The sequence below is a fragment of the Nostoc sp. JL23 genome, assembly GCF_017115065.1.
In the GTDB taxonomy this organism is placed as follows: domain Bacteria; phylum Cyanobacteriota; class Cyanobacteriia; order Cyanobacteriales; family Nostocaceae; genus Nostoc; species Nostoc punctiforme_A.
Genome location: NZ_JABXKN010000128.1, coordinates 87,081 through 110,463 on the forward strand (window position 1 = coordinate 87,081; position 23,383 = coordinate 110,463).

The window sequence follows — 23,383 nt, forward strand, 5'->3', positions numbered from 1 at the left end:
GGAAAACTGAAACACTTATCCAATGGATGTTTCACAATCCAAAATCTAAAATCCAAAATGGTATGAATTCTGGCTCCTGACTCCTGAATTCTTTCTTGTTAAAATATCCCAAAAAAAGCATCATCTAATTCATAACCCAGCATTTGGGCCATGGACTTTAGGCGCGAGAGGCTAGGGATGTCTTGTTGTTTGAGCCAATCGCCTAAGATAAAGATTTTATGCATCAAAAATATCTCTAAGGCTTCAGGATTGTACTGAATACCTTCTTGGGAACTAAACTGGTGTGGTACAAGCATGGCGGCATAACGAGCAAATTCTCCAGCTTTCCAATCTAGTAAAAATGGCAACCAGGGATATTTGGCATCTAGGCGTACAAACCACAGGCGCACCTCTGGAATTTCTGAGAGTTCCCGTGGATCGCCAGGTTCGAGATTGTAATTGATATCAAAGCGTAGCTGCTGTTCATAGGATACAACCCCATCTTGCAGCAGTTTTTCAATCACCGTTGACGCAGGCGACAAATCCAGATTGTTAATGAAGTCATTATTGAGTGCGATCGCAATTGTCATTGATTCAGCAGCCACTTTCTTGATGCTCAACTGTAGGATCGAGAATATACAGTAGCAGCTTTCAGGGATTGACGCTAGATTGACTTTTAATAGCACAAAGTTTTCTTCACAAATCAACTAGTATTTACTGATACTTTTTTGCTAATAATTTCGTCAACCTATACAAGGTTTAGACATAAGTCTGACCCGATCAAATTTATTTGATAATTTTGCTTAATTTTTGCTATTTATAACAAATATACATCCAGTTACTAGCCTTGATATTATGAGCCGCTGGCGATGCCTGCGGCGGCCACTCACTTCACCGATTCTTGCTCAAGTTAAATGCTACTTTTATCATTGCTATAATTACTCGCCTTTAACTAAATAATTACTACACGATTAATATGGTACGCCATTAGAATTAGCCTACTTGGGTAAGGCAATGCTTGCCCCAAGGTGGACATTTACAGCAAATTTAAGTTAAAGTTGTAATGAGTTTGTTTTAGATTAAGGTCTGACAAAGTAGCCCTCAACAGGCAAAAAAATCATTATCGTCACCTGTCACTTCCACAGCATCAAAAGCCAAAACATAAGTGCAGGTAAAACAGCAGGGTGCAATATGATTGCATATATTAAATAACCAATAAACATTTAGATGGGAATATTCCCTCAACAGTTAACAAGCTGTAATATGCAAAAACAAACAATTACTACAAGACCAATTCGTTCTCTAGAAGATGCACTTGAGCGCTGCCAAATCCTGGGTATGCGCGTCAGTCGTCAGCGTCGCTTTATTCTGGAATTACTTTGGCAAGCAAATGAACATCTTGCAGCAAGAGAGATTTACGATCGCTTGAACCACCAAGGCAAAGAGATCGGTCATACTTCTGTTTATCAAAATTTAGAAGCATTATCCAGTCAAGGCATCATTGAGTGTATTGAACGCTGTGATGGGCGTTTGTACGGCAATATCAGTGATTCTCACAGTCATATAAACTGTGTGGATACAAATCAAATTCTTGATGTTCATGTGGAACTACCAGAAGATTTGATCCGCAAAATTGAAGAAGAAACAGGAGTGCGGATTACTGACTACAGTATTAACTTTTTTGGCTACCGCAATCCGGAGGAGGGATAGGGAGCAGGGGAGCAGGGGAGTAAAGAAAAAGAAGTTGCAGTAAGTTTTCCCCTCTGCCCCTCCGCACCTCTGCCTCTTGTGCCCAATGTCCAATGCCCAATGCCCAATTCCCTATTCCTCAATCGAATTAATTACCAAAAACTGTCTCATCATCGACATCATCATCATATAAATCTACTGACAAAATTGCGCCTTCACAGCTTTCAATTAGTCCGATGGCAGGGGTTTTGTTCCAATTAACGTTTGTGTTTGGCGTGATTTTCACGGTGTTTAAGAAGGGTTGGTGCGATCGCAAATGTTTCAGCTTTTGAAACATTTCTTTAGAAAACAAAGCACCATTATCAGCGGCTAATTTTTTGTCAGTCGCAGCAAGGATAGCGTCAAATAAGCAGGCGTTGGTGAGATCGGCAGAATTAAGATTTGTCCCCATTAGGTTTGCCTGTTGTAGGTTTGCGCCTGTGAGATTTGCCTGTTGCAGGTTTGCGCCTGCAAGGTTGGCGTTTTCTAAGTTCGCGCCTGCGAGGTTCGCCTGTTGCAAATTGGCTCCAGCCAAATTCGCCCCCATTAACTCCGCATTAGATAAATTTGTTTGCTCAAGGTTTACCCCAGTTAACACCACTTGCGATAAAGAGGCTCCCGATAAATTGAGTCCAGACAAAGACTTGATTCGGGTTGCAAAGGTGCTTTTATGCAAAACCGTTGTCCTAGCAATTAGCACACTCAGCACTTCTGGGTTGAATTCTGTCAAATTGATTGGATTTCCACAAGGCCAAAAAGGAACTTTTGTTTCTCGGTAGCAAGCACAAAGCAATAAAAATACATTCAATCCCACCGCAGCATTCACCTGTTCAACATTCACAGGGTTTTGCAGTGCGTGAAAATTAGTTAAAGCGTTGTGGGCTATCCCCTCATCTAACCAACGTCCTTGACAGTAAGCACGCCAGAAAGATAAAAGACGTTGAAATAAAACTTCAAACGAAAATTTGTGCTTTTGCTTGCGGCGTAATCCGGCGATCGCCAGTTCTTCAATTTCTTGGCTAAGTATCCCGTAACCTAGTAAATTATAAATATTCTGGGCTACGCTACTGGGATCAAGTACAAAAGTGGGCGTGCCATAAACCTCATCTTGGTACTGAGTCAGAAATTTAAGTTGGGCAGCTATAGCATCTGCACAAAGAGATTCTCCTAATTTGAGATGCGAAAACTCAATTAAACTACTTTTTGCTGTGCTTTCACCTGAGCTTTCTACATCCCAAATTTTAAAATAAAACCCTGGTAAACTATTAAATTCACCAGCTAGATTAATTTGATGACGTTGCGAGTGTAAAATTTTGAGAGCGATCGCTTGCATCTGCTCAAATAAATCTTGGGGATGACGGTTAGCGAGTAAATTAGCGATCGCTTCTGGAGTCCGGTGGATATGAGCCGATCCTGAACGCAATAGCATCGTCTTGATCCCACCAATCAGCGGATAACCCAACAACCATCGACTCAGGCGATGATGAATTTCCCATAACAGAAAAGACTTTTGGGTATTAGCCGCTAACTGCAATAGTTCATCATCTAGCAATCCCTCGCGGTGCAAGATACCCAACAAATGCAGCATTAGGGGTTGACGGACAAGGGCAGATAATTCTTTTAACTTTGATTGGCTGGCAAATAATCCTGCCTGTTTTAACAATGTAAAGAAATTTTGAGCAATGGGTAAAGATTGCACTTTTGCCCACTGCTGAAACCATTGTTTAAGTTCGTCCCCATCCAATGGCTGAATAATAATTCGCCTCAACAATAGCGGTAGTTCCGAGACGATTTCTGGTAACGTTGTTGAGCGACTTGTCAACACAATTTTGTGGCGGTGCTGAGATTGAAAGTTCAGTAATTGCTGAATAAAAATTGCTTGTGCCCTGATACCCACAGCAGAATGGGGCAATTCATCCAAACCATCCAGCAGCAACAGACAAGGGAGATTTTCTTGCTCTAACCAAGTTGAAAGATTAACACCAAAGGCAGAATTTAGAGTTTCGATTAAAGTTTTACCATATTTTACATCTCGCAACCTAATTACTATAGGCATCCAAGTAGGGTACAATTCCTGTGCTACCTGTGCTGCCCAAAGTTGGCAAAAACTAGTTTTTCCATAACCCGGTTCTGACTCAATAACAGCGATCGTTTCTAAATCAGTTAGCTGTTGCTGTGCCCATGTTTTTAAATCAACTGGTTTAACAGCTTTTTTATCCTGCTCAGAAAAATTTTCCTCTATTGGTAAGCCTTTTTGTGGCACATAGATATCCTTAAGAGCAAAGGATTCCATCAGCAAAGGGATACTGAGGTTTTTAATCAAACTTGCACGGTAATGTTCTCGGTACAAATCAATTTTTTCACTGACTGTAGAACCAATTTCTGGGGTGATGAAACCGGGAGATAATGAAATCCCCAAACGGAAAAATTTTTGCAGTTGGGCTAAAGGTGCAGCATTCTCAGTGACGACTACCAGTATGTCACCAGGAAGTGAGTTGACCAAACGCTGTGTTAGAAGTTTCGCTTCTGCTTCCTCTGCACCATTGGCAACTAACCAAGCGATAGCAGCGTTATTTATTTGTTGCACTAGTAATGAATCTGCAACCGAAGACAGCGCTTGTTCAGCTTGCGTATCAGTCAATTTACCTGGGCTGAGAGTTTTCAACAATCCTTGTAGTTGCGAATCTTGGAGGATGAATTTACTCACGTCCTCTTTAAGTATGTGTGCTTGTATGGGTATAATTGCCCGGTCTAACCACGGTTTTTGTAAGCTTGCTTCCTGCTCTAGAATTGCTTGCAAAGCTTGAAGATAGGCAATTTGAAACGCTAGCCATGTGCCTTCGTTACGTTTTAACGGTTTTTTTTGGCTGAGGCTACGCAACAGTTTTTCTGTCAACAGGGAAATGACACTGATTTCTTCCCAAACAATACTTAAGGGCAGTTCTAAAATCTCTACCAAGGTACAGATATCAAAAGGCATCAGGCTTTTGAGTTCCATATCCTGAACAATACGGTAGGCAATACCTGCCAATTGCCCCTCAGAAAACCCTCTGATTTGATTGATTGCGATATGGCGTTCTGCCAACCAGTGCCGAATACTCAGGTTCATTTAATTACACAGTGAGGCTGCACAAGGCAATTATGATCGATTTATCAGTTTGCGAAAACAGGTGACAATGGGGAAGACAAAGTTTTGTATCAAAGTTGTTTTCTGATTGGTAAAAAACACTGCCGATCTAATTGAGTGGACTATGAGCGATCGCCCTTTAAAATTATTGTTAATCGACCAAGACCCGATTTTTCGTCTGGGATTACGGGTAGCTTTAGAAGCGATTCCTAACCTAGAAGCGATCGCAGTTGTAGAAACTGACACCGTTTCCTTGCAGATTTTAGCAGAAATTGCCGAAAAAGACCCTAACCAGGTAAATTTGGTAGTTTTAGAATTCGGTAATAGTCGCTCCACCACCAGTCAACAGCTAGGTTTACAATTCTGTCGGCAACTCAGAGCCTTATATCCCAACCTACCAATCCTACTCCTCAGTTCTATTCAAGAACAAGGACTGCTATTAGCTGCGAAATCTATTGGTGTAAATGGCTACTGCCCCAAAGGTACACCACTTCCTGAGTTAGTCGCCGCCATGCAAGAAGTTGCAGATGGTGGTTCTTACTGGTTCCAGCACAGAGAAGCAATAATAACTGCTAACTCCTCACTCCTAACTCCTAACTCCTCATTCCCCTTCTCTAAACTGCGAAATAATTTACGTTTGTCAGGAATCGCTAACATTGATGCTACCCTAGCCGCAGTCACAACACAATTACAAACTCCTGGACTACCAGTATTAGATCGAGCCATTCTAGCTGGACAGCGGCGAGAACTGCTAGCGGCTCGTTGGTTGCTAAATCGGTTGTTAGTTTTACCACAAGAAAGGCAAAAAGAACAGATTCCGGTTGCTGATGAGCCGTTTTTGACTCCTTTATTCAGTAGTGCCATTCAGCAAAGGCAAACTGTATCACCTTTACTTAGTCCGGGAACCCTACAATCTGCCTTGTTTACATCTTGTGTTACTAAACTTCAATTGCCTTTACGAAATGTCACCGATATTCCTTTAGAAATTGACATCTTTCGTGAAGATAAAAAACGGGAATTACTTTATCTTATCCTACAAAAATTGGCTGAACAGTTGGATGAACTGCGTACTTCTCAAATAGAGATAAATCAATTACATGAACTAAAAAATACTTTAATACGTGATTTATGGCAAGCAGCAATTATAGATTTTTTTGGGAAGTTTTCTCGGATAAAAATAGTTAATCAAAATATAGAAATAGTTAATTTATTGCTGCAAAATATAGAGGTTGTACAAAGAGATATTCTGAATAGAATCCCGCTAGTTGATGAGTTGTATTCTTATCTCTTATTTCAAACAGAATTGAACATTGATAATAACTCCTATCCAGTAGTGAGTGCTGAAGCTAATTCCCAAGCATTGATGATTTTAGAAAACTTATTGATTCAGGTAGCGAATGGAGTAGTGCAACCACTGTTAAATTATTTAGCAGATGTAGAAGAGATTAAGCAAAACTTTTATGGACGTCAATTTATTTCTACAAGAGAAATTGAACGATTTAGAAATGATTTGTCGTGGAAATATAGATTAAAAAATTATATAAATGAGCCAAAAGCAGTTTTTGAAAGTCGCTATGATTTATTTGTAATTGCACCTCGTGGTATTGCCAACACTTCAGTTTACGCTCCTCGAAATCAGGAGTTAGTAAAACTTTCTAATATTCCCTTAGTAGTGACATTGCTCCTAGAATTTAGTGATGCGATCGCACCGCGTTTAAAATCACTATTAGCTGTTTTCGGTAGCGGTATAGTTTTTATCCTTACCCAAATAGTTGGTCGTGGTTTAGGTTTAATCGGTCGTGGTATTCTTCAAGGTATTGGTAGCGTTTCGTCAGTAGAAAAGAACTTTAGACGAAATAGCGATCGACCTAAGTGAACCAACAACGCAGAAAGGCAGCTTTCTGTAGTTCTTTTCCCAACGACAAATGACCAATGACCAATGACAAATGATTTTATCGGGCTAGCAATTTCGTATGTTTACGCTATCAGTCTGCTTGTGATTGGCGAGGGATTGCGTAGGCTATTTGGTGTAAAGCCGGATTTAACCCGCAAGGTAATCCATATTGGTGCAGGGATGTGGGCTTTCGGAGTCCTGCTACTGTTTAAGAATTGGGAAATCGGAATCATACCTTTTGCTACCTTTATCGGACTGAACTACTTGTTTTACCGCTACCGAATCATCGGCGCAATGGATACCCAGGATAGCTCACCTGGTACGGTTTATTTCGCTATCTCAGTGACACTGCTGTTCGGGCTACTGTGGCGACCAGATGGGCCAGTAGATAGCGTTGCGATCGCCGTAGCAGGGATAATGGCGATGACCTGGGGTGACGCACTAGCAGCATTAATCGGTAGACGTTTTGGGCAGCATAAATACCAAGTAGGAAGTTCTGTGCGTTCCTGGGAAGGTTCAGCAGCAATGTTTATAGCAAGTACAGTAGTGATTTTCTTGGTGCTGTTACTGCTACCTGGTTCATCGCTGAGTCCCCTAGCAAGTCCTTTAAGTTTAGGATGGGCATTGTTGACGGCAGTGGTAACTGCTACTTTTGCAACCTTAGCAGAGGCAGTCTCGCCCCACGGCACAGATAACCTCAGCGTACCTCTAACAGCGGCGGGAGTAGTTTGGATTTTCATGCAGGGTTTTTAAGGCACTCCCAATTACCTCGTTCCCAGTCTACGACTAGAATTTCAGCCACTTATAATATAGATTCTCAATAAAAACAGCTATTTCACTGCGATATCTGCGGCGGGCTATGAGGCTCGACGGCTCACTAACGCTGTGCTATCGGTATTGCACTATTCAATCGGTGATTTATACCCCTAATTTTTAGCACCTAACTTTGGAGTACTGCTCCTTCATACTACTTCAATACTACTATTTTGAAATTGGCAGTGTTCAGAAACACAATATGTCTGTGATCAAGAACACATATTTTCTGATTGAGACAACTATATGATCTTCCCCACATGGACTTACAGCAAAAATACATCTTGTAACTTGATGTCCATCTTTTTTCTGTTAACTCCAGCGATACACAGTTATGCTTCATTTTCTGATTGAGCAGAAATTGTCAAAGCATACTTGAAAGGATTTCCCACAATTGAAGAAGTCAGAAGCATGTAAGTATCAATCGAAACTTTAGTTGTGGGTGATTCCCCACAACTAGAACCAAATTGTGTCGAGATATGTAACACCAGACACAAAGCATCCTTGCTTCAATCTCATGCTTTTAAACCTGGGATTAAAGCAAAAATGCTTTCATACCTCGTACCTTCTGGCTTCTAAATGCATTTTTCATCAACAAACAACTCTAGCAACATAGGTACAATCAATATGAACTTTAAACAATTTGGTGTATTACTTTCTATATCTACAATTCTTGGACTCAACGTGATTGCGACCAAGGCTTTGGCTGAAGAGGCTAGTATTACTTTTGGAGATGCAATCGGGTCTGGCGGATGTATTGTTGACGATCAGCTTCCTGGAGAGGATGGTAGAAGCTTATCGATCATCTTGGATAACTTTAGTGCATTCAGTGGTGACCGTAAAAAGTGTATTTTACGTGTTCAAACTTTTATTCCAAGTGGTTTCATCGTCCAAGAGGTACAAGTACTGTACCAAGGAACTACTGATATTGATAGAGGGAGTAAAGGTACCAGCTTAAACAGAACTTATAGCTTTAGTGGTGGTGCTCTTGGTCAAGCCGTAGCTCCCCCTAAAACTACTAATTTTAAATCTAGTAAGGCATTTGCGGAGCAAGATGAGATTACTGTTGTAGCTGCTACAGGTTTATGTAGTGGTGGTGGGCAAGGACTATTAGGTATTAATCTGATTGCACAATCCTCACGAGGAAGTTCTATTTTCGTTGATACAGCCGATATCAATGCTGGCGATGTAATACTTCGTTTTGACCTAAAGCGTTGCTAGTAGTTGCTTTTAGCGATTCTGCGGATAGATGGTGATACACCGCACCAAATTTCAAATTTAGTGGTCTTCAATGAGTGGTGGGTCTAAATCCGGCACTCATTGAATCTACCGAATGTATTCTTCTTTAAAATTAAAAATTTCTGTTGATGGAGAATAAGATGATGTTGAGATTGAGTGATGCACGTAATTTTTTCATATTAATGTGCTTGTTTTTTTTCTATTCTTATGATGCCAATTCATCTAGCGCTGCTGCTCCAATAAACAGCCAGCTAAGATTTTCGGTTAATAGGGGATGTAATATAAGTTTCGATCCGCAAATAAGTCAATTTACACTTCGCTCTCCTATAACTGTAAAGGCACAATCGTCAAGGGCTAGATGTATTATTAGAATTGATACCTCTAATACTCAAAAGCAATTTAGGCTCGTACCTTTAGCTGTAAAAGGTGTAGTCAAGAAAGCACCAGCACGAGTAGCTATCACATCATTTTTACTTGGCGATAAACCAACACCATATCAAATAACATATGGAAGTGCTATAAATTTTGATTTGACCAAGCAAATACTTCCAACTAACTATACAACTAAAGGAAAAAGTGTTTTAGGCATTAATTTAGTATTAACAACAACCGGAGGAGAATTAGAGTTGACAGATTTAAAATTTGCAATTCAACAAAAATAATAAGCTCAATTTTGAGGGATGCTCCCCAATTCTGATGACGTTGCGTTTGCAATCAAGGTGCTGTCAATATTGGCAAAGGCAGCGAGAACTGCAAAGTCAGTATCCTTGTGGAAGTCAGTAATGATATAGGACTCATATCTGATTTTTGAACGAGATTTTAGATAAAACCCTGATAAAACGGGCTTTTCAGTCTCAAGATGTTTTCAGAAATCAAATCGGAGTCCTATATCAATACCTTGTTTAAGTTATTATAGTGACAACTCCGTGCGTAAGTGCTAATTCCAATTGCGGCAAAAATGGAAGAAGCTTTCTAAAAACTCTTGCAAAGGAATATTGGTATTTAACTTTTGCTTACTCCACTCTCTTGCACTTCGTTCCAGAATTTCTGAGAAACTGGGATAGGCAGGAGATAAATTTGCTAGATGTTTAACTTTAATTTTTTGTGATATTGCCAAGGCAATCAAATTAATTAATTCTCCAGCTTCTGCCCCCAATATAGAAGCTCCCAAAATTTCCCCATTGCGTAGCACAATTAATTTACACATACCAGTGGTTTCATCCCGAAGTTGGGCTGCTGCCACTGTTTTAAAATATTGTCGCAATACTAAAATTTTATCTCGGCTAAATAGGCGTTTTGCCTGTGTCTCTGTCAAACCCACTTGCGCCAACATCGGCACAGAAAACATCGCCCAAGGAATGGAACGATAATCTGCTCGTAACCTGGGGAAAAAGAGTGCATTGTTCAGCGCAATTTTTGCTTCATAATTAGCTATATTGGCAAAGTCGTAACCACCAATTACATCACCACAAGCATAAATACGGTGGTTAGTGGTTTGCAATTTATCATTTACTACTAAGCTACGCTGATGCCATTTCACACCTACTGTTGCCAAATTTAGGGATTCAAGATTCGGCTGTTGGCCAGTCGCCACTAAAATTTCATCAGTTTCAATGGCCTTATCTCCTGCTTGAATCCACTTTTTATTTTCAATTAGCCTTACCTGAGTTACTGGTTTTCCGGTGAGGACGCGCACACCTTCTACTTCCAACTGCGCCTGAAGCAATATGGCTATCTCAGGGTCTAGATATGGAAGAACATAAGGATGCTTGACTACCAGCGTCACACTGCAACCAAACCTTACTAAAGTTTGAGCAATTTCAATGCTTTGGGGAATTCCACCGATAATTACCCAATTTTTGGGTAATGTCCCTCCCTGGAAAGATTGCCAAATATTAGAAAGAGTTAGATAGCCAGTGCCTTGTAATCCTTCAATCTCTGGAATTTCTGGAAGCGAACCACTGGCCAGCAAATAAGTACGGGCGCGTAGTAGGCGATTGTTAACGGCAAAAGCCAATTGGGGTGAAGATTGAAATTGACCACTGCCAACGATCACATCGACTCCCTGGGCGGCTAGGATGGCTGGGGAATGATGTTCTTGGAGATTTGAGGCGACGCATTGAGCATATAGCATCGCTTCTTGCCATGCCATAGATATATGGCATTCTTCTGAGGTATCGGTGTGTGTGGCATGAATACCAAAACCAGCGGCATCATTTAACTTCTGCGCTAGTTTACCAATTTCGGTCAGAGCATGGTGACGAGTAAACCCGTAGTCTACTTTGGGTTGTACCAGGGCAACTGTAGCACGTAGTTGGGTTGCAGCAAGGGCAGCATAGTATCCAGCAAGACTGCCGCCAATAATTACAACATCGTAGTCAACGGTCACGTGAATTAAGAGTTAGGAGTTAGGAATTAAGAGTTAAGAGTTAAGAATTAGGAGTTAAGAATTAAAACCCTTCTTTAACTTATAACTCCTAACTCTCTTTTAGCGCTGTTAGTAAGCGTTGGTTATCGGACTCTTCACGTACAGCAACCCGGAAAAAGCGATCGCCTAGTTCTTTAAAACTAAGGCAATCGCGGATTAAAATCTGGTGATACTTGAGTAATTGTTGCTGTAACTGGGAAGTAGATTCTTGGGACTCAACCAGTAAAAAGTTAGCAGCACTTGCTTGGGGTTGCAATCCTGGGATTTCAGCTAAACCCTGAAACAGTTGGTTTCTTGCAGGTGGTAGCCATGCCCAGGTTTGTTGCTGAAACTCCGTATCTTGGAGTGCTGCAATTGCCGCTACTGCCGCTAGCGTGTTTACAGGCCAAGGATCTCGCCATAGCTGCCATTTAGCTAGGCAGTCAGGATGTGCGATCGCATATCCTAATCGCAGTCCTGGGAGACTGTAAAATTTAGTCAGCGATCGCAATACTACTAAATTCGGATATTCCTGCACCACCGGAATCAGGCTTTGTTCCTCATTAGGCGGCACGAAATCCATAAATGCTTCATCCACCACAACCAAAGCAAATTGCTCCAGGTAGGGCAAAATAGAGTCCCGTGTAAATAGTTTTCCGGTTGGGTTGTGGGGATTATTCAGCAATAGTCCTTTGTCCTTTGTCCTCTGTCCTTTGTCAAGGAATAATGACCAATGACCAGTGACCCTTCGGGTTCGCAGTTGCTCATGGGGGAAACCCCCAAGACCGCACTGGCTCACCAATGACAAAGGACACTCCAGCACATTAGCGTTGTACGCTGCCAAGGTTCGGTAGTAGTCGCCAAAGGCTGGAGTGATTAAAATTGTCGCGGCTAATTGAGCTAATTCCCTACCGATTAAAGTGAGTAATTCTGCGGAGCCGTTACCCGGCAGAATCCACTCAGACGGCAATTGATGGAAGTGACTGAGAGCTAGTCTCAGTTCACTATAGTTTGGGTCTGGATAGTGCTTAAGATTACCAATTTGGGACTTAATAGCAGCGATCGCGCTATTTGGAGGCCCCAACGGGCTGATGCTAGCAGAAAAATCCAGAATAGCATCAGGGGGACAACCAGCCAGTGCTGCTGCCCAGGCTAAATTTCCCCCGTGTGCAGGTTGCCGCATTAAAAAAGGGTTCCCGAAGACAGAACCTATGCTTTTGGGGGTGCTACCTTTTCTCTAAACAGTTTTCCTGCGGAGAAAGCAGGAACTCTTGTGGCTGGAATTTCCATTTTTTCATTTGTTTTCGGGTTACGACCTTCACGGGCTTTACGTTCCCGTGATTCAAATGAGCCAAATCCCACCAACGTTACCTTATCACCAGAGGAAACCGCTTCAATAATCGTTTCCAAAGCGGCAGTTAAGACTGCATCCGCTTGTTTCTTGGTAACACTAGCCTTTTCAGCTACGGCATCAACTAATTCACCCTTGTTCATATCAAACTCCTGAAGGTTTACTTGAGATTTCAGTACGGATGCACATTAATACATTCGTACTGAAATCTTTGCTTGCGGAAATACAAAAATCATCCTTTGGGAGTATTTTTTCTCAAAACGGCTGTACATCCCATCGGCTCGACTTTTCAATGAATCATTCTAAGGTGTTGTAGCCTGATGTGGATAGATGAAACCATTAATTTATATAGATTTCAGGATTTTTTGTAATTTTAGGTTACTTGTTTCACTAAAAACCACCACAAAAGTAGGAAAAAATACCTAGTAAATCCCGCAATTGCCAAGAAAACAGGGGAGAGATGGTCAATGTTTGTTGGCATTCATTACCGATGTTGAAGAGTTATTGCTGAGATTAATCAATTTTTATGGAAATTGAAGGCTCAGATTCCCGATTTATCTAAAAATTCGGGGATTTTGCTCACTTTTCATTTCATCTGGAAAATCCAACGTAAAAATTAACCCCCTAGCAAGCTTTTTTAGTGGGGAAAGGGTAAAAATTAAAGCTTCTCCCCTCCAAGGCTATCCATTTGTCACATCTTTCTTAACATTTGTGGTAGCGATGCCTACGGCGGTAAACTAACGTGAGTTCGACAGACCTCTCCCTCCCAGCCTCCCTTTCCTAAAAGGCGAGGGAGGAGTAACGAGAAAATAGGGTTTTTGCTCCCCTCTCCTCGTAGGAGAGGGGCTGGGGGAGAGGTCAAAATAGCACTCGTCGAACTCACGTTAAACTACGCTGCGACAACCTCTCCTTTGCAAGACGTTACGCGTAGCTTGCTTCGACCTAGTATGATGACGAACACAGGCACTCAACAAACCCTTGTAAGAATAAATGCTGAAAGCCCTTGAGTATGTGGCTGTTGAATATCCGCGCCTTCATGCCGAGTGAGTCAATCCCTAGCAGAAATTTTTTGTTGCACCCAAGCCCGAAAAGCACGGGTAGTAGAAATTTCCCCATTCTTTTTAGCTTCTTGAATAAACCGAGGAATCTCCTTCACCGACACAGACGCAAAAGTAGGGCTGGTTTGAACTTCTGAATATTGTCCACCTGCAAGCGTGTAAACTCTCAACACACTGCCGTTATAACGCCAAAATTCGGGAACTCCCATTGCAGCATAAAGCCTCAGCTTGTCTATTGCAGACCTGGAATATTCGACTTCCAGCACCAGATCAGAGGGTGGGTCGGTGGCGAGGTCAATATTTTCTTTATCTCGAACTAGGGCTTCATTTTGAATATAGTAGCTACTATCTGGCTCGGCTCCCTTCTCTAAATCATCTCGCGTTAAAGTTAATGAACCAGCGCGTCTAATTTCCCAGCCCAACTCTTCGCACAATACACCAACAAAAACTTCTATTAAGCGATTTGAGTTTTCGTGTGGCATTTGTGGGGTCATAATTTCTATCGTTCCATTGTCATAAGCAAATCGGGAATTACGCTCTGAACCCATTTCAGCCAGCATGGTTTTAAATGTCTGCCAGCTGATGTTTTGTAGTAAAACCCTATTTTCTGCGGATGTTTTTATTGCCACCATAATTCAATTCTTTGCAACAAACCTTTTCCAGTACTGTATCCCTTAATATTACTGTTAAGAGGATGTTTGAAAAGTATGGGGCAAATAGAATTCGCTACTACACAAAACTTAGTCCACCTCCGTGGACTAATACAAAATCAAGGGTTTTTAACCTGCGGAGGCAGGTTTTGTCTGTATAGCCGCGACTTCTAGTCGCCCGGTGAGTAATAAATTAGACTTTTCAAACAACCTCTAAGAAATAGTAATTCAATCAAAAATAGAAACTACATTAATACTAGTTACTCGATGCATGGGCTTTGTTCTTTTCTCGGTTGTGACTAATTCCTCTGCACCAACTGACAAGGCCGCAGCTACATGAAGCGCATCCCTAGCTGCTAAACCATACTGAGAAGCAATTTGGTAAGCCTCCTCAACAATATGAGTCAAATCACTCGCCCAGTAGGTAACATCACTAAAAAACTCTTCATAGAATTGAGCTTCTTCGGTTTGCTTGTTAAAAACCGCTTTTGGACTTACCTCGAATTTTACAAACTCACTACAAGCAAATTCCCGTTGGGAATCTCCTAATATTTCAAGGGCTTTATCGGCAATTCTACCAACACCATCTGTTGCGCTGATTAATATCCCTGAATCAATATAAGTTATTTTCATTCTTCTCTACCCTGTAGCCCACCTCTGCGACTGGCGAGTTCTTTTTCGATTTCATCTTCATCTAATAAATGTTTACCAGAAGCAACAATCCTAGTGCGAATTTGCTGCAAACGTTCTCCCAATGGGACTTTATTTGCAGAGTTTTTCAAACCAAGAAATTCAACAAAATCTAAAATTTCCTCTTGTTTTTCTTGTGGAAGAGAACGCCACTTTGTTAATAACTCTTGTTCTGAACTCATTAGTATTTACCCACTACTGCTACTTCTATTGTGATTGGGTATTTTTATTGTAGAATGACATTTAAACTTAATCCTACTCGTAAAAAAGAAGATCCCCAACTTCTTTAAGAAGTTGCGGATCTGAGCCTTTAGCAGAGGTGATTCACCTACTGATTATCTTTAATTACCTGCCAGGACTCTTCAACCCCCGACGCTCAAGGATTTGCCGCACTTCAGGGCTAGGGGCATAGTTATAGCCGTAGGAGGAGTTCTCAGAGTCGTCCATAATCTGAGGTGTGAGCAACACAATCACCTCTTGGCGCTGATTAATTTTGTTTGTTCTTCTAAACAGTGAACCGAGTAGAGGAATATCGCCTAAGATAGGAATTTTGGAGACACTTGTTCTGTCTGAGTCTTGAATAATACCGCTAAGAATGAGCGTTTGACCATCTCGTAGACGAATTAAGCCAGAATTAAGGTCACGTTTAGATATTAAAGTAATTCGCCCATTTCCTGTATCCACGTCACTTTGGGGTGAGCTAACACTAGGAGCGACTGATAGAGAGACAAAACCATTGTCGTCAATTCTATCAATTTTAACTTGCATAGTTAAACCCACGTCCTGTTTTGTTGCTTGTGTCAGTTGTCTAGAGCCACCAGGAGTATCAACTATCGTTGTTGTGATTTGTCCAACCACTTCTTGGGTTAAGTTTATAACAGCTGCTTGACCTTCTTGCACAATTAAGGTTGGGTCGGTCAAAATCTTGGCATTGCCATTTGTAACCTGAGCCTGCAAACTAGCAAGAAGACGCTTAGGGAACTGGTATGGCGATGTAAGAGTGCTAGCAAGATTATTGATGATCGGTGTACTAGTCAAGCTGTTTGCCGCTTCAGTCCTAGAAGCCGGTCTAGAACCGCCAAAATTCAGAGATGCAGCACCGCCTTCACTAGTAAAAAAGTTATTACCAACCCCAAAGGAAAAGCTAGTGTTGAAATCATTGGCTGCCAAGAGGTTAACGTCGATAATCCTAACGTTTACTGCTACTTGACGACGGCGGATATCAAGCGAAGAGATTTGAGCTATGGCAATATCAATTAACTTGGGAGGGCCAATCAAGGTAATGGAATTCGTGCGTTCGTCTCCTAACGCCTGTAACCCTCTGAGTAAAGGCGTTGAGTCTTTAAACTCAGCGCGTCGAGTTTGAACACTGCTTTCTGTAGAGGAGCTACTTTCACTTTGTTGTGAGCCTCCTTGGTCAGCCTGTCCCACACTGCTAGTCTTAGTAGTAGTAATCAGGCGTTCCTTAATAGTGGCACTTTCTGCCCCTAAACCAACCAAATAGTCCAGTGCAGTTGACGCTCTTACCTGATTGAGTCGTATACTACGCACAACCATATCACGGGTTGCATTAGGTAGTTTAGCCCCTACAAAAACTGTACGACCACTGCGGTTAGCTTCTAAACCACTCAGGCGCAAAACGTAGTTAAACACATCTTGCACTGGCTCATTTTCTATATCTAGCGAGATTGTTTGAGAAACTGCTGGTGCATTAGCATCGGCACCTGGCTGACCTCCACCACCTTGCTCACCTCCTACGTAAGCCAAGTTCAAACCAGCCGCACGGGCAAGCAATGATAAAACCTCACGCACTGGGGCATCTCGCAGTACTAGACGAGGTACACGTTCCTGAGTTGCTAAGTCAATGGTGCTAGGAGAAGCATCGGTAGCGGAAATGGCAATATCACCTACTGGTGGAGCGACGGCTCTAGGCAAGAAAGGTGGAGCCTGACTCAGAGGTTGACCTGGCCCAGCAGCTTGTGTAGGTTGTCCGTCAATGGTGACTTCCGGGTTAGGAACGAGAACACCTGGATTTTGACCAGGTTGGGCTGGAGTAGTAACGGGTGGTGCTGTGGATATTGGGGCTGTTGGGGCTGTTGGCGTTGGCACTGATGCTGTAGTGCCTGTTGAAGGGCTAAAGCTGAGTGTAATTCCATTTGGCGATCGCATCACAGGTTGACTGCCAGGTGCATCGTTGCTGCCAGTTACCGTTACCCGAATGCTATTAGCATCAAGCTGATTAACCTCAACAGATGCAATTCCTGGTGCTGGGTTATCTTGACGAAAACTATTACCTTGTGGTAATCGTAATTGAGTGTTGATAACATCAGCGACTAAAGCCTTGCCTCTTTTGGTAGTGAAAACTTGGGGGCGTGACCCAGAAGAAGTTTTCAAAGCAACGCTAATTCCACCATTAACCGGATTTAACTGGACATTAGTAACTTGACTAATTTGTGCCCAAACTGGTTGAGCCGCCAAAAATACAAAAGCGGCAGTACCTAAAATAAAACTATTACCGTGAAGCTGTTTCACAGTTCATTCCTCACCTTATAAAACCCTGTTTACATACAATTTTGATTAGGCGGTTAGAAACCGCACGCCAATTGCTTATGGGGAAACCCCATTGGCGCTAGCCTCTTCCTGTGGGAGAAGACCGCGCTTTGACTACACGAGACTTTACCCACCAACCCTGCAAGAACGCCAACGGCGAACGTGAGTTTCAAAACCCTCAATTATTTCCTTAGTCTGCGGGAAGGTTTGTCTACGCTTGTGTAGCCGCCAATTCTATTCGTCCTAGCTCTAATTTGACTACTTTTTCGGGGCAGCTGTAGCTGCTGCTGCGGCTATTTCTTCTGGACTAAGTGGCATCAATACCTGTAACTGGAATGATGTATTAATCGCTGCTGGGCCTACCTGCATCGGCGTTTTATCTAATGGGGATCTTGACTCTGCTGGAGCCAAAGTTGCTTGATAATCTTTAACTATTAACAAAGGCTGTAACCGCTCAATGTTACGAATTATCGATTGTGTTTGTTCATAAGTTGCTGTAATCTCAGCGCTGATAGTACTGCGTTGCAACTTGCCGTTAACCCCTAGTCCTAGACTTCCATCGGTAATCGGTTCTGGTTTTTGGGAAATTGGCACATATCTCTTCAGTTTGGCTCTTACTGCATTAATAGAAGTTGCACTATTGCCAGACTCAATTAAGCGGTTCAAATCCAACAGTAATGTATCTAAGGTTTTTTCGTTAGCAAATAAACTTAAAACCTGAACTTTTTGCTGCTTTGCCTGTGCTAGTTCGTCTTTAACTTTGTCAATCTGTTTGATATTGGCTTTTTTTTGCTCAATTTGCCCTTGCAGTTCAGTGCTTTTGGCTTGCTGCTGCTGATAGCTTTCCCAAGCTGGCATCAGCAGGTTTAACAATATATAACCTGCTCCCGCTAAACCAATTACCCCCACCAAGATCCCAATAATTTTTGGTGTGAAGGCAATACCAAATACTACAGGTGCGGCTGACGTAGCCTGATCGAATTCCCCACCTTGTTCGGCAAAATTTAAATCATCACTCAGCGTCATTTTGAAATGACTCCTGTTTGTTGCATATTACGAATTCGAGTTACTAACCCCACTGTGCCTTTTTTTTCTAACTCTCGAATTAATTCCGACGCTGGAACGTCGTTCATGCTCGATTGAATAGTGTATTTAACTACTTGAGGTGGCTTAATTGTTACATCAGTAGAAGATTGACTCGCACTTGGTGTTAAGGGAGCATCTACTAACGTTGCTGTGAGAATTCTGGTTTCTGTGGGCTTTAAAAACTGAGACTGTTGTAAACTCAATAAGAAATCATTGACATCATTAAAAGAACGAGCCAATCCGTTAATTTCTAATCCCCCTGCGGGATTATTTGGTGGCTGACCTGCCGCTACCGCAATAGGTGGGATTTGCTTGATGTTCTCGATTTGTACTGCGCTTGGAATGCGATCGCGCAAATCTTGCAGCATTGCTGACCAAGGACGAATCTGGTCAAATACAGTTACTAAAGCTTGGGTTTCCCCTTTAATTGCGTTTGTCTCGGCTTTGATTTTGTTAATATTTCCTATTTCTGTATCTAACCTCTTGCTTTCTTGGTCTAGTTGTGCAATCTGACCATCTAATTCAACAATCTTCCCTTGCAGCAACCACCAAGCAGTTCCCAATAAAGCTGGAAGACCTATACCTACTGCAACTCCCACATACAGTAGTGTCAAATCCCCCGTGGGAAATTTTAGGGCTATTCCTCCTTGTCTCTCTGGCTTTTTCTGGTATGCTGGACGGTCTTTAAGAAAGTTAACATCTAGGCTATACATTTTATTACACCTCCCGCATTCCCAGACCGAGTACGATCGCCAAGCCAGAGCGTTGTACCTGTGGATATTTATCAGTGTCCACTTCCAAAGATAAAGACCCGATTGGATCTATTTGGGTAGTTGGCAAGCTCAATCGTTGGGTAAAAAATTCGTCTAGCTGTTGAAGTCCACCTCCTGGCCCAGCTAATAAAATCTGCGCTACCTCCAAATTTTCACTTTGATTCAGGTAAAAATCGATGGAACGGCGCAGTTCATCCGTCAGTTCTCCCAAGACTCTCAAGATGGCAGCCATACCAGGATCGAGTTCGGTAACGCCAGTTTTTCCGCCGTCTATGGGAGTTGCAGGAATAACCATTCCGTGTAACAGTTCCATATCTCGTGAAGTAGGTAAGCTCATTGCCCTAGCTAAGGCAGTTTGCATTTGATAAGTCCCGATTGGGACTGTGCGCGAAAATTGCGGTACTCCGTTAACGATGATGGCGATTTCTGTACTGTCGAACTCGATATCAACTAGTACTGCTGCTTCTTGCGGCCCAAATTGTCGTAGTTGTTCACGAATAGTCCGAATTAGAGCAAAACTGTTAATTTCTAAAACATCAATTTGTAATCCTGCCTGCTCGAATGTACTTATATAGGTATCCGTGATCTCCTTACGGGTGGCAACTAAAAGTACGTGTACTTTTTCAATGCCATCTTCATCTACAAAATACCCAAGTTTCTGATAATCTACATCAGCCTCTTCACGAGGATAAGGTAAATACAAACCTGCTTCATGGTTCAGCACCATTTCTCGCAGTTCTTTATCATCTAACTCTGCTGGCACTGGTATAATCCGAACGATAGAATCTCGTCCTGGTACACCAGTAGCAACATGAGAAGTTTTGATTTTGCTTTCAGCTAGCGCTTGCTGGATTAATTGCGCCATTGCTGGAGGGTCGCTGATTTGACCATCGATAACTATCCCTTGTGGAACTGCTACCGATGTATAGATTTCTAGTTTCAAGCCTTGACCCTGCTTGCGTAGCTGAACAACATTCACCCGTTCGGGAGCAAGTTCAATGCCTACCCCTTTTTTCGATTTGCCAAACAGACTATTGAAGCTTTTTACCACAGTTGTGCCCGCTGGACTGCTAAATTGAAAATTTAAATTTGTTGCGGTAAAGGCGTTATATATTACGTCTTTACGGGTAATTTATTTAGCCTATAATCTCAACAATTCTGTCTAAGCTTTTCACACTGATCAAGCGTAAAAATACTGGGAAAATGATTCAATTGCGAAAATTTAAACAACTTGTTGCTTTGGTACTGCTTGGCTTATTAACCAGTTGGATTGTAAGTTGTAGCACAGGTAATGTTAATACAAGTACAAAACAAGCTACTTCAGGAGTGGGAACTGTTGAGTTTTGGACAATGCAACTCCAACCTCAATTTACCGACTACTTCAAAAGCCTAATTGCGAATTTTGAATCGCAAAATCCAGGTATAAAGATTAACTGGGTTGATGTACCTTGGGCAGCAATGGAGAACAAAATATTAACAGCTGTCTCCGCAAAAACGCCACCTGATGTAGTCAACTTAAATCCGGGTTTTGCTTCCCAACTTGCCGGACGAAATGCCTGGTTAGATTTAGATGCGAAAGTCCCAAATGATGTACGTTCCTCCTATCTGCCAAATATCTGGAAAGCAAGCACGCTTAATGGTAAGAGTTTTGGGATTCCCTGGTATCTCACCACACGGTTAACCATTTATAACACTGATTTATTAAAACAGGCAGGTATCAATAAAGTCCCTGCAACCTACGCAGAATTGGCACAAGCCGCGCAACAAATTAAAGACAAGACGGGTAAATATGCCTTTTTTGTGACTTTCGTACCGCAAGATTCTGGTGAAGTGCTGGAATCTTTCGTGCAAATGGGAGTCACCTTAATAGATGCTGAGGGTAAAGCGGCGTTTAATTCAGCACAAGGAAAAGCCGCGTTTCAATATTGGGTAGACTTGTATAAAAAAGGGTTGCTTCCTAAAGAGGCTTTAACCCAAGGACATCGCCATGCGATCGATTTATACCAATCTGGAGAGACTGCGTTTCTAGCTTCTGGACCAGAGTTTCTGAAAACGATCGCAAATAATGCCCCAAAAATTGCTCAAGCTTCAGAAATAGCACCTCAACTCACTGGTGACACAGGTAAGAAAAATGTCGCGGTAATGAACATAGTTATTCCCCGCTATAGCAAACAACCAGATGGCGCTGTGAAGTTTGCTTTATTTGTCACCAATGACGAAAATCAGTTAGCTTTTGCGAAAGCTGCAAATGTCCTACCTTCTACAATCAAAGCATTGTCTGATACTTACTTTAAAGATGTTCCAGCTAATGCTTCAACAATAGAAAAAGCACGAGTTATGAGTGCTCAAGAACTGCCAAAGGCAGAAATATTGACCCCTACCTTGAAGGATTTTAATAAACTGCAAAAGGCAGTTTATGAGAACTTGCAAGCAGCAATGTTAGGTGAGAAAACTGTAGATAAAGCTGTTGAAGATGCGGCGCAAGAGTGGAATCAAAGGTAAATTTGGGCATTGGGCATTGGGCATTGGGCATTGGGCATTGGGAAAGAGGAGGCAGTTCTTGCAGAAGGCAGAAGTTCTTTAATTTTGAATTGTTAATCCCTATTCCCTATTCCCTATTCCCTATTCCTCATTTGTAAAAAATCACCAACTAAATAAAGGGAACCACACAAAACGATTAAATCTTCTGTGGTAGCGGTTGTAGTGACGGCTTCTAGTGCTGTGGATAAATCTGGATGGATTTGGCGATCGCTTAATTCGGGACAGAGGCTGTAAGCTAGGTTTGATAAGTAATCTAGGTCAGCAGAAGTTCTACCGGCCCAAGGTTCTACTGGTATTGGTACTAAATAAAGGCGATCGCCTGGTCGCATTAAGGCGGTAAAAATATCAGTATGATCCTTATCGGCAAACATTCCCATAACCCAATTGACAGGCTTGTGGTTAACTGCGTCTAAGCTATCAACATACTGGCGGAGAACTTGGGCGGCGGCGGTATTATGAGCGCCATCAAGTAATAATTTATGGTTGTTCCAAGTAGTCCATTGCATTCGCCCCGGCCATTTAGTTTTTGCCATACCGTTAGTTATGGCTTCTTCTGAAATCTGCCAACCCTGTTGTTGGAGAATTTCTAAAGCAGCTAAAGCCAAAGCTGAATTAGTTAACTGAATCTGTCCCACTAAGGGCAAAGGGTATTTAATTAATTTTAAATTTTGAATTTTGAATTTTGTTAGCGCAGCGTTAGCGAGTCCGCGTTCGCGCAGCGTCTCGTAGAGAGCGTCATTTTGAATTGTTTCATACTCTGCCCATCCTGTAGCGATTTCACGGGCAGGTTGAGGTGTAAAAATTGGGCATTGTAATTCTAAGGCACGCGATCGCACCACTTTGTCTGCCTCTGGTGGTAATGGACCAACCACAACGGGACATCCAGTTTTGAGAATACCTGCTTTTTCTCTAGCAATATCAGCAAGGGTAGGGCCAAGTTGCTGCCAGTGTTCGCGGCTAATGGAAGTAATGAGCGTAACTAAAGGTTCCAAGCAGACATTGGTTGCATCTAAGCGCCCTCCTAGTCCGACTTCTACCACAGCTACATCAACTTGCTGCTGGGCAAAATATAACCAAGCAGCCGCCGTAATTACTTCAAACTGAGTTGCCGATTCGTCATCAGGACGAATAACCGCTTGGACTTTTTCTAATAATTGACTCAATTCCTCAGAGGAAATTGGCTGTTCATTCAGACAAATGCGTTCCGTCCAATCAACTAAATGGGGGGAAGTGTAGCGTCCTGTACGATAACCAGCCTCAGTGAGTACCGAGGAAAGATAGGCACAGGCTGAACCTTTGCCATTAGTGCCAGCAACATGAATTACCGGAACTTGGTGATGGGGATTGCCGAGATTTGCCAATAGATTGACAATGCGATCGAGTCCCAAATGGACACCAAAGCGTTGCAGGGGTTGTATTACAGAATCGATATCCAAGGAATGGGAGTAGGGAGAAATCAATTCAAAATTCAAAATTCAAAATAAAAGACTGGGGATG

Annotated in this window: 19 protein-coding genes; 6 read left to right on the forward strand and 13 right to left on the reverse strand. The window is 42.1% G+C overall.

Translation table 11 applies throughout. From position 1 onward, the window contains the following. Positions 1 to 98: 98 nt before the first annotated feature. Positions 99 to 569, reverse strand: coding sequence for a CRR6 family NdhI maturation factor (locus HWQ42_RS26690; RefSeq protein WP_292817316.1), 471 nt, complete (start codon positions 567 to 569; stop codon positions 99 to 101). Between the two features lie 673 nt (positions 570 to 1,242). Between HWQ42_RS26690 and HWQ42_RS26695 the strand changes: the two genes are divergently transcribed. After that, positions 1,243 to 1,689 (forward strand): Fur family transcriptional regulator, encoded by a 447-nt coding sequence (locus tag HWQ42_RS26695; protein ID WP_292739515.1) that lies wholly within the window; start codon positions 1,243 to 1,245, stop codon positions 1,687 to 1,689. A 127-nt stretch (positions 1,690 to 1,816) separates the two neighbouring features. On the opposite strand, the gene HWQ42_RS26700 is transcribed toward HWQ42_RS26695, so the two are convergent. After that, positions 1,817 to 4,816 carry a pentapeptide repeat-containing protein gene (locus HWQ42_RS26700; protein ID WP_292817222.1) on the reverse strand — a complete coding sequence of 1,000 codons (3,000 nt, stop codon included), beginning with the start codon at positions 4,814 to 4,816 and terminating at the stop codon, positions 1,817 to 1,819. A 142-nt stretch (positions 4,817 to 4,958) separates the two neighbouring features. Here HWQ42_RS26700 and HWQ42_RS26705 point away from each other — a divergent pair, with 142 nt between their 5' ends. The 4 genes from HWQ42_RS26705 to HWQ42_RS26720 all read left to right on the forward strand — a co-directional run bounded on the left by HWQ42_RS26705 (position 4,959) and on the right by HWQ42_RS26720 (position 9,442). Then, positions 4,959 to 6,710, forward strand: a complete 1,752-nt coding sequence (locus HWQ42_RS26705; protein ID WP_292817318.1) for a DUF3685 domain-containing protein — start codon at positions 4,959 to 4,961, stop codon at positions 6,708 to 6,710. A gap of 63 nt (positions 6,711 to 6,773) precedes the next feature. Next, positions 6,774 to 7,481, forward strand: a complete 708-nt coding sequence (locus tag HWQ42_RS26710; protein ID WP_292817223.1) for a phosphatidate cytidylyltransferase — start codon at positions 6,774 to 6,776, stop codon at positions 7,479 to 7,481. A 687-nt stretch (positions 7,482 to 8,168) separates the two neighbouring features. Continuing rightward, positions 8,169 to 8,762 (forward strand): DUF4360 domain-containing protein, encoded by a 594-nt coding sequence (locus tag HWQ42_RS26715; protein ID WP_292739521.1) that lies wholly within the window; start codon positions 8,169 to 8,171, stop codon positions 8,760 to 8,762. Between the two features lie 158 nt (positions 8,763 to 8,920). After that, entirely contained in the window at positions 8,921 to 9,442 is a 522-nt protein-coding gene (locus tag HWQ42_RS26720; RefSeq protein ID WP_292817224.1) for a hypothetical protein, read from the forward strand. A gap of 275 nt (positions 9,443 to 9,717) precedes the next feature. Here the strand turns inward: HWQ42_RS26720 and HWQ42_RS26725 are convergent, their stop codons facing one another. The 10 genes from HWQ42_RS26725 to pilM form a co-directional block, all read right to left on the reverse strand. After that, positions 9,718 to 11,169 (reverse strand): NAD(P)/FAD-dependent oxidoreductase, encoded by a 1,452-nt coding sequence (locus HWQ42_RS26725; protein WP_292817226.1) that lies wholly within the window; start codon positions 11,167 to 11,169, stop codon positions 9,718 to 9,720. An 88-nt stretch (positions 11,170 to 11,257) separates the two neighbouring features. Further along, positions 11,258 to 12,370, reverse strand: a complete 1,113-nt coding sequence (gene cobD / locus HWQ42_RS26730) for a threonine-phosphate decarboxylase CobD (RefSeq protein WP_292817227.1) — start codon at positions 12,368 to 12,370, stop codon at positions 11,258 to 11,260. 26 nt (positions 12,371 to 12,396) lie between these two features. Beyond that, entirely contained in the window at positions 12,397 to 12,681 is a 285-nt protein-coding gene (locus HWQ42_RS26735; RefSeq protein ID WP_010998076.1) for an HU family DNA-binding protein, read from the reverse strand. A gap of 905 nt (positions 12,682 to 13,586) precedes the next feature. Then, positions 13,587 to 14,228, reverse strand: a complete 642-nt coding sequence (locus HWQ42_RS26740) for a Uma2 family endonuclease (RefSeq protein ID WP_292817229.1) — start codon at positions 14,226 to 14,228, stop codon at positions 13,587 to 13,589. Between the two features lie 246 nt (positions 14,229 to 14,474). Next, a complete protein-coding gene (locus tag HWQ42_RS26745) occupies positions 14,475 to 14,879 on the reverse strand; it encodes a PIN domain-containing protein (protein ID WP_292817230.1) in 405 nt (134 codons plus the stop codon). Next, positions 14,876 to 15,118: a hypothetical protein gene (locus HWQ42_RS26750; protein WP_292739533.1), complete on the reverse strand. Its 243-nt coding sequence runs from the start codon at positions 15,116 to 15,118 to the stop codon at positions 14,876 to 14,878. Before HWQ42_RS26750 ends, HWQ42_RS26745 begins: the two co-directional genes overlap by 4 nt. Before the next feature lie 163 nt (positions 15,119 to 15,281). Continuing rightward, positions 15,282 to 17,468, reverse strand: a complete 2,187-nt coding sequence (locus HWQ42_RS26755; protein ID WP_292817232.1) for an AMIN domain-containing protein — start codon at positions 17,466 to 17,468, stop codon at positions 15,282 to 15,284. A gap of 276 nt (positions 17,469 to 17,744) precedes the next feature. Then, positions 17,745 to 18,512, reverse strand: a complete 768-nt coding sequence (locus HWQ42_RS26760; protein ID WP_292739537.1) for a pilus assembly protein PilO — start codon at positions 18,510 to 18,512, stop codon at positions 17,745 to 17,747. Beyond that, positions 18,509 to 19,285, reverse strand: coding sequence for a PilN domain-containing protein (locus HWQ42_RS26765; protein WP_292817234.1), 777 nt, complete (start codon positions 19,283 to 19,285; stop codon positions 18,509 to 18,511). The genes HWQ42_RS26760 and HWQ42_RS26765 overlap by 4 nt, the downstream gene beginning before the upstream one ends. A 4-nt stretch (positions 19,286 to 19,289) precedes the next feature. Then, complete coding sequence (pilM, locus tag HWQ42_RS26770) at positions 19,290 to 20,396, reverse strand: type IV pilus assembly protein PilM (protein WP_292739541.1); 1,107 nt, start codon at positions 20,394 to 20,396, stop codon at positions 19,290 to 19,292. Positions 20,397 to 20,548: 152 nt separating this feature from the next. On the opposite strand from pilM, the gene HWQ42_RS26775 reads away from it, so the two are divergent. Beyond that, entirely contained in the window at positions 20,549 to 21,847 is a 1,299-nt protein-coding gene (locus tag HWQ42_RS26775; protein ID WP_292817236.1) for a sugar ABC transporter substrate-binding protein, read from the forward strand. A 113-nt stretch (positions 21,848 to 21,960) separates the two neighbouring features. Here HWQ42_RS26775 and HWQ42_RS26780 read toward each other — a convergent pair whose 3' ends face one another. Then, positions 21,961 to 23,322, reverse strand: a complete 1,362-nt coding sequence (locus tag HWQ42_RS26780) for a folylpolyglutamate synthase/dihydrofolate synthase family protein (protein WP_292817320.1) — start codon at positions 23,320 to 23,322, stop codon at positions 21,961 to 21,963. Positions 23,323 to 23,383 lie beyond the last annotated feature (61 nt).

Bases quoted from the DNA above. Each gene is read 5' to 3' on its own strand.
- cobD (WP_292817227.1), bottom strand. From the start codon at position 12,370: ATGCGGCAACCTGCACACGGGGGAAATTTAGCCTGGGCAGCAGCACTG.
- HWQ42_RS26695 (WP_292739515.1), top strand. From the start codon at position 1,243: ATGCAAAAACAAACAATTACTACAAGACCAATTCGTTCTCTAGAAGAT.
- HWQ42_RS26745 (WP_292817230.1), bottom strand. From the start codon at position 14,879: ATGAAAATAACTTATATTGATTCAGGGATATTAATCAGCGCAACAGAT.
- HWQ42_RS26700 (WP_292817222.1), bottom strand. From the start codon at position 4,816: ATGAACCTGAGTATTCGGCACTGGTTGGCAGAACGCCATATCGCAATC.
- HWQ42_RS26735 (WP_010998076.1), bottom strand. From the start codon at position 12,681: ATGAACAAGGGTGAATTAGTTGATGCCGTAGCTGAAAAGGCTAGTGTT.
- HWQ42_RS26715 (WP_292739521.1), top strand. From the start codon at position 8,169: ATGAACTTTAAACAATTTGGTGTATTACTTTCTATATCTACAATTCTT.
- HWQ42_RS26765 (WP_292817234.1), bottom strand. From the start codon at position 19,285: ATGTATAGCCTAGATGTTAACTTTCTTAAAGACCGTCCAGCATACCAG.
- HWQ42_RS26720 (WP_292817224.1), top strand. From the start codon at position 8,921: ATGATGTTGAGATTGAGTGATGCACGTAATTTTTTCATATTAATGTGC.
- HWQ42_RS26760 (WP_292739537.1), bottom strand. From the start codon at position 18,512: ATGACGCTGAGTGATGATTTAAATTTTGCCGAACAAGGTGGGGAATTC.
- HWQ42_RS26705 (WP_292817318.1), top strand. From the start codon at position 4,959: ATGAGCGATCGCCCTTTAAAATTATTGTTAATCGACCAAGACCCGATT.
- HWQ42_RS26710 (WP_292817223.1), top strand. From the start codon at position 6,774: ATGACAAATGATTTTATCGGGCTAGCAATTTCGTATGTTTACGCTATC.
- HWQ42_RS26740 (WP_292817229.1), bottom strand. From the start codon at position 14,228: ATGGTGGCAATAAAAACATCCGCAGAAAATAGGGTTTTACTACAAAAC.
- HWQ42_RS26750 (WP_292739533.1), bottom strand. From the start codon at position 15,118: ATGAGTTCAGAACAAGAGTTATTAACAAAGTGGCGTTCTCTTCCACAA.
- HWQ42_RS26775 (WP_292817236.1), top strand. From the start codon at position 20,549: ATGATTCAATTGCGAAAATTTAAACAACTTGTTGCTTTGGTACTGCTT.
- HWQ42_RS26690 (WP_292817316.1), bottom strand. From the start codon at position 569: ATGACAATTGCGATCGCACTCAATAATGACTTCATTAACAATCTGGAT.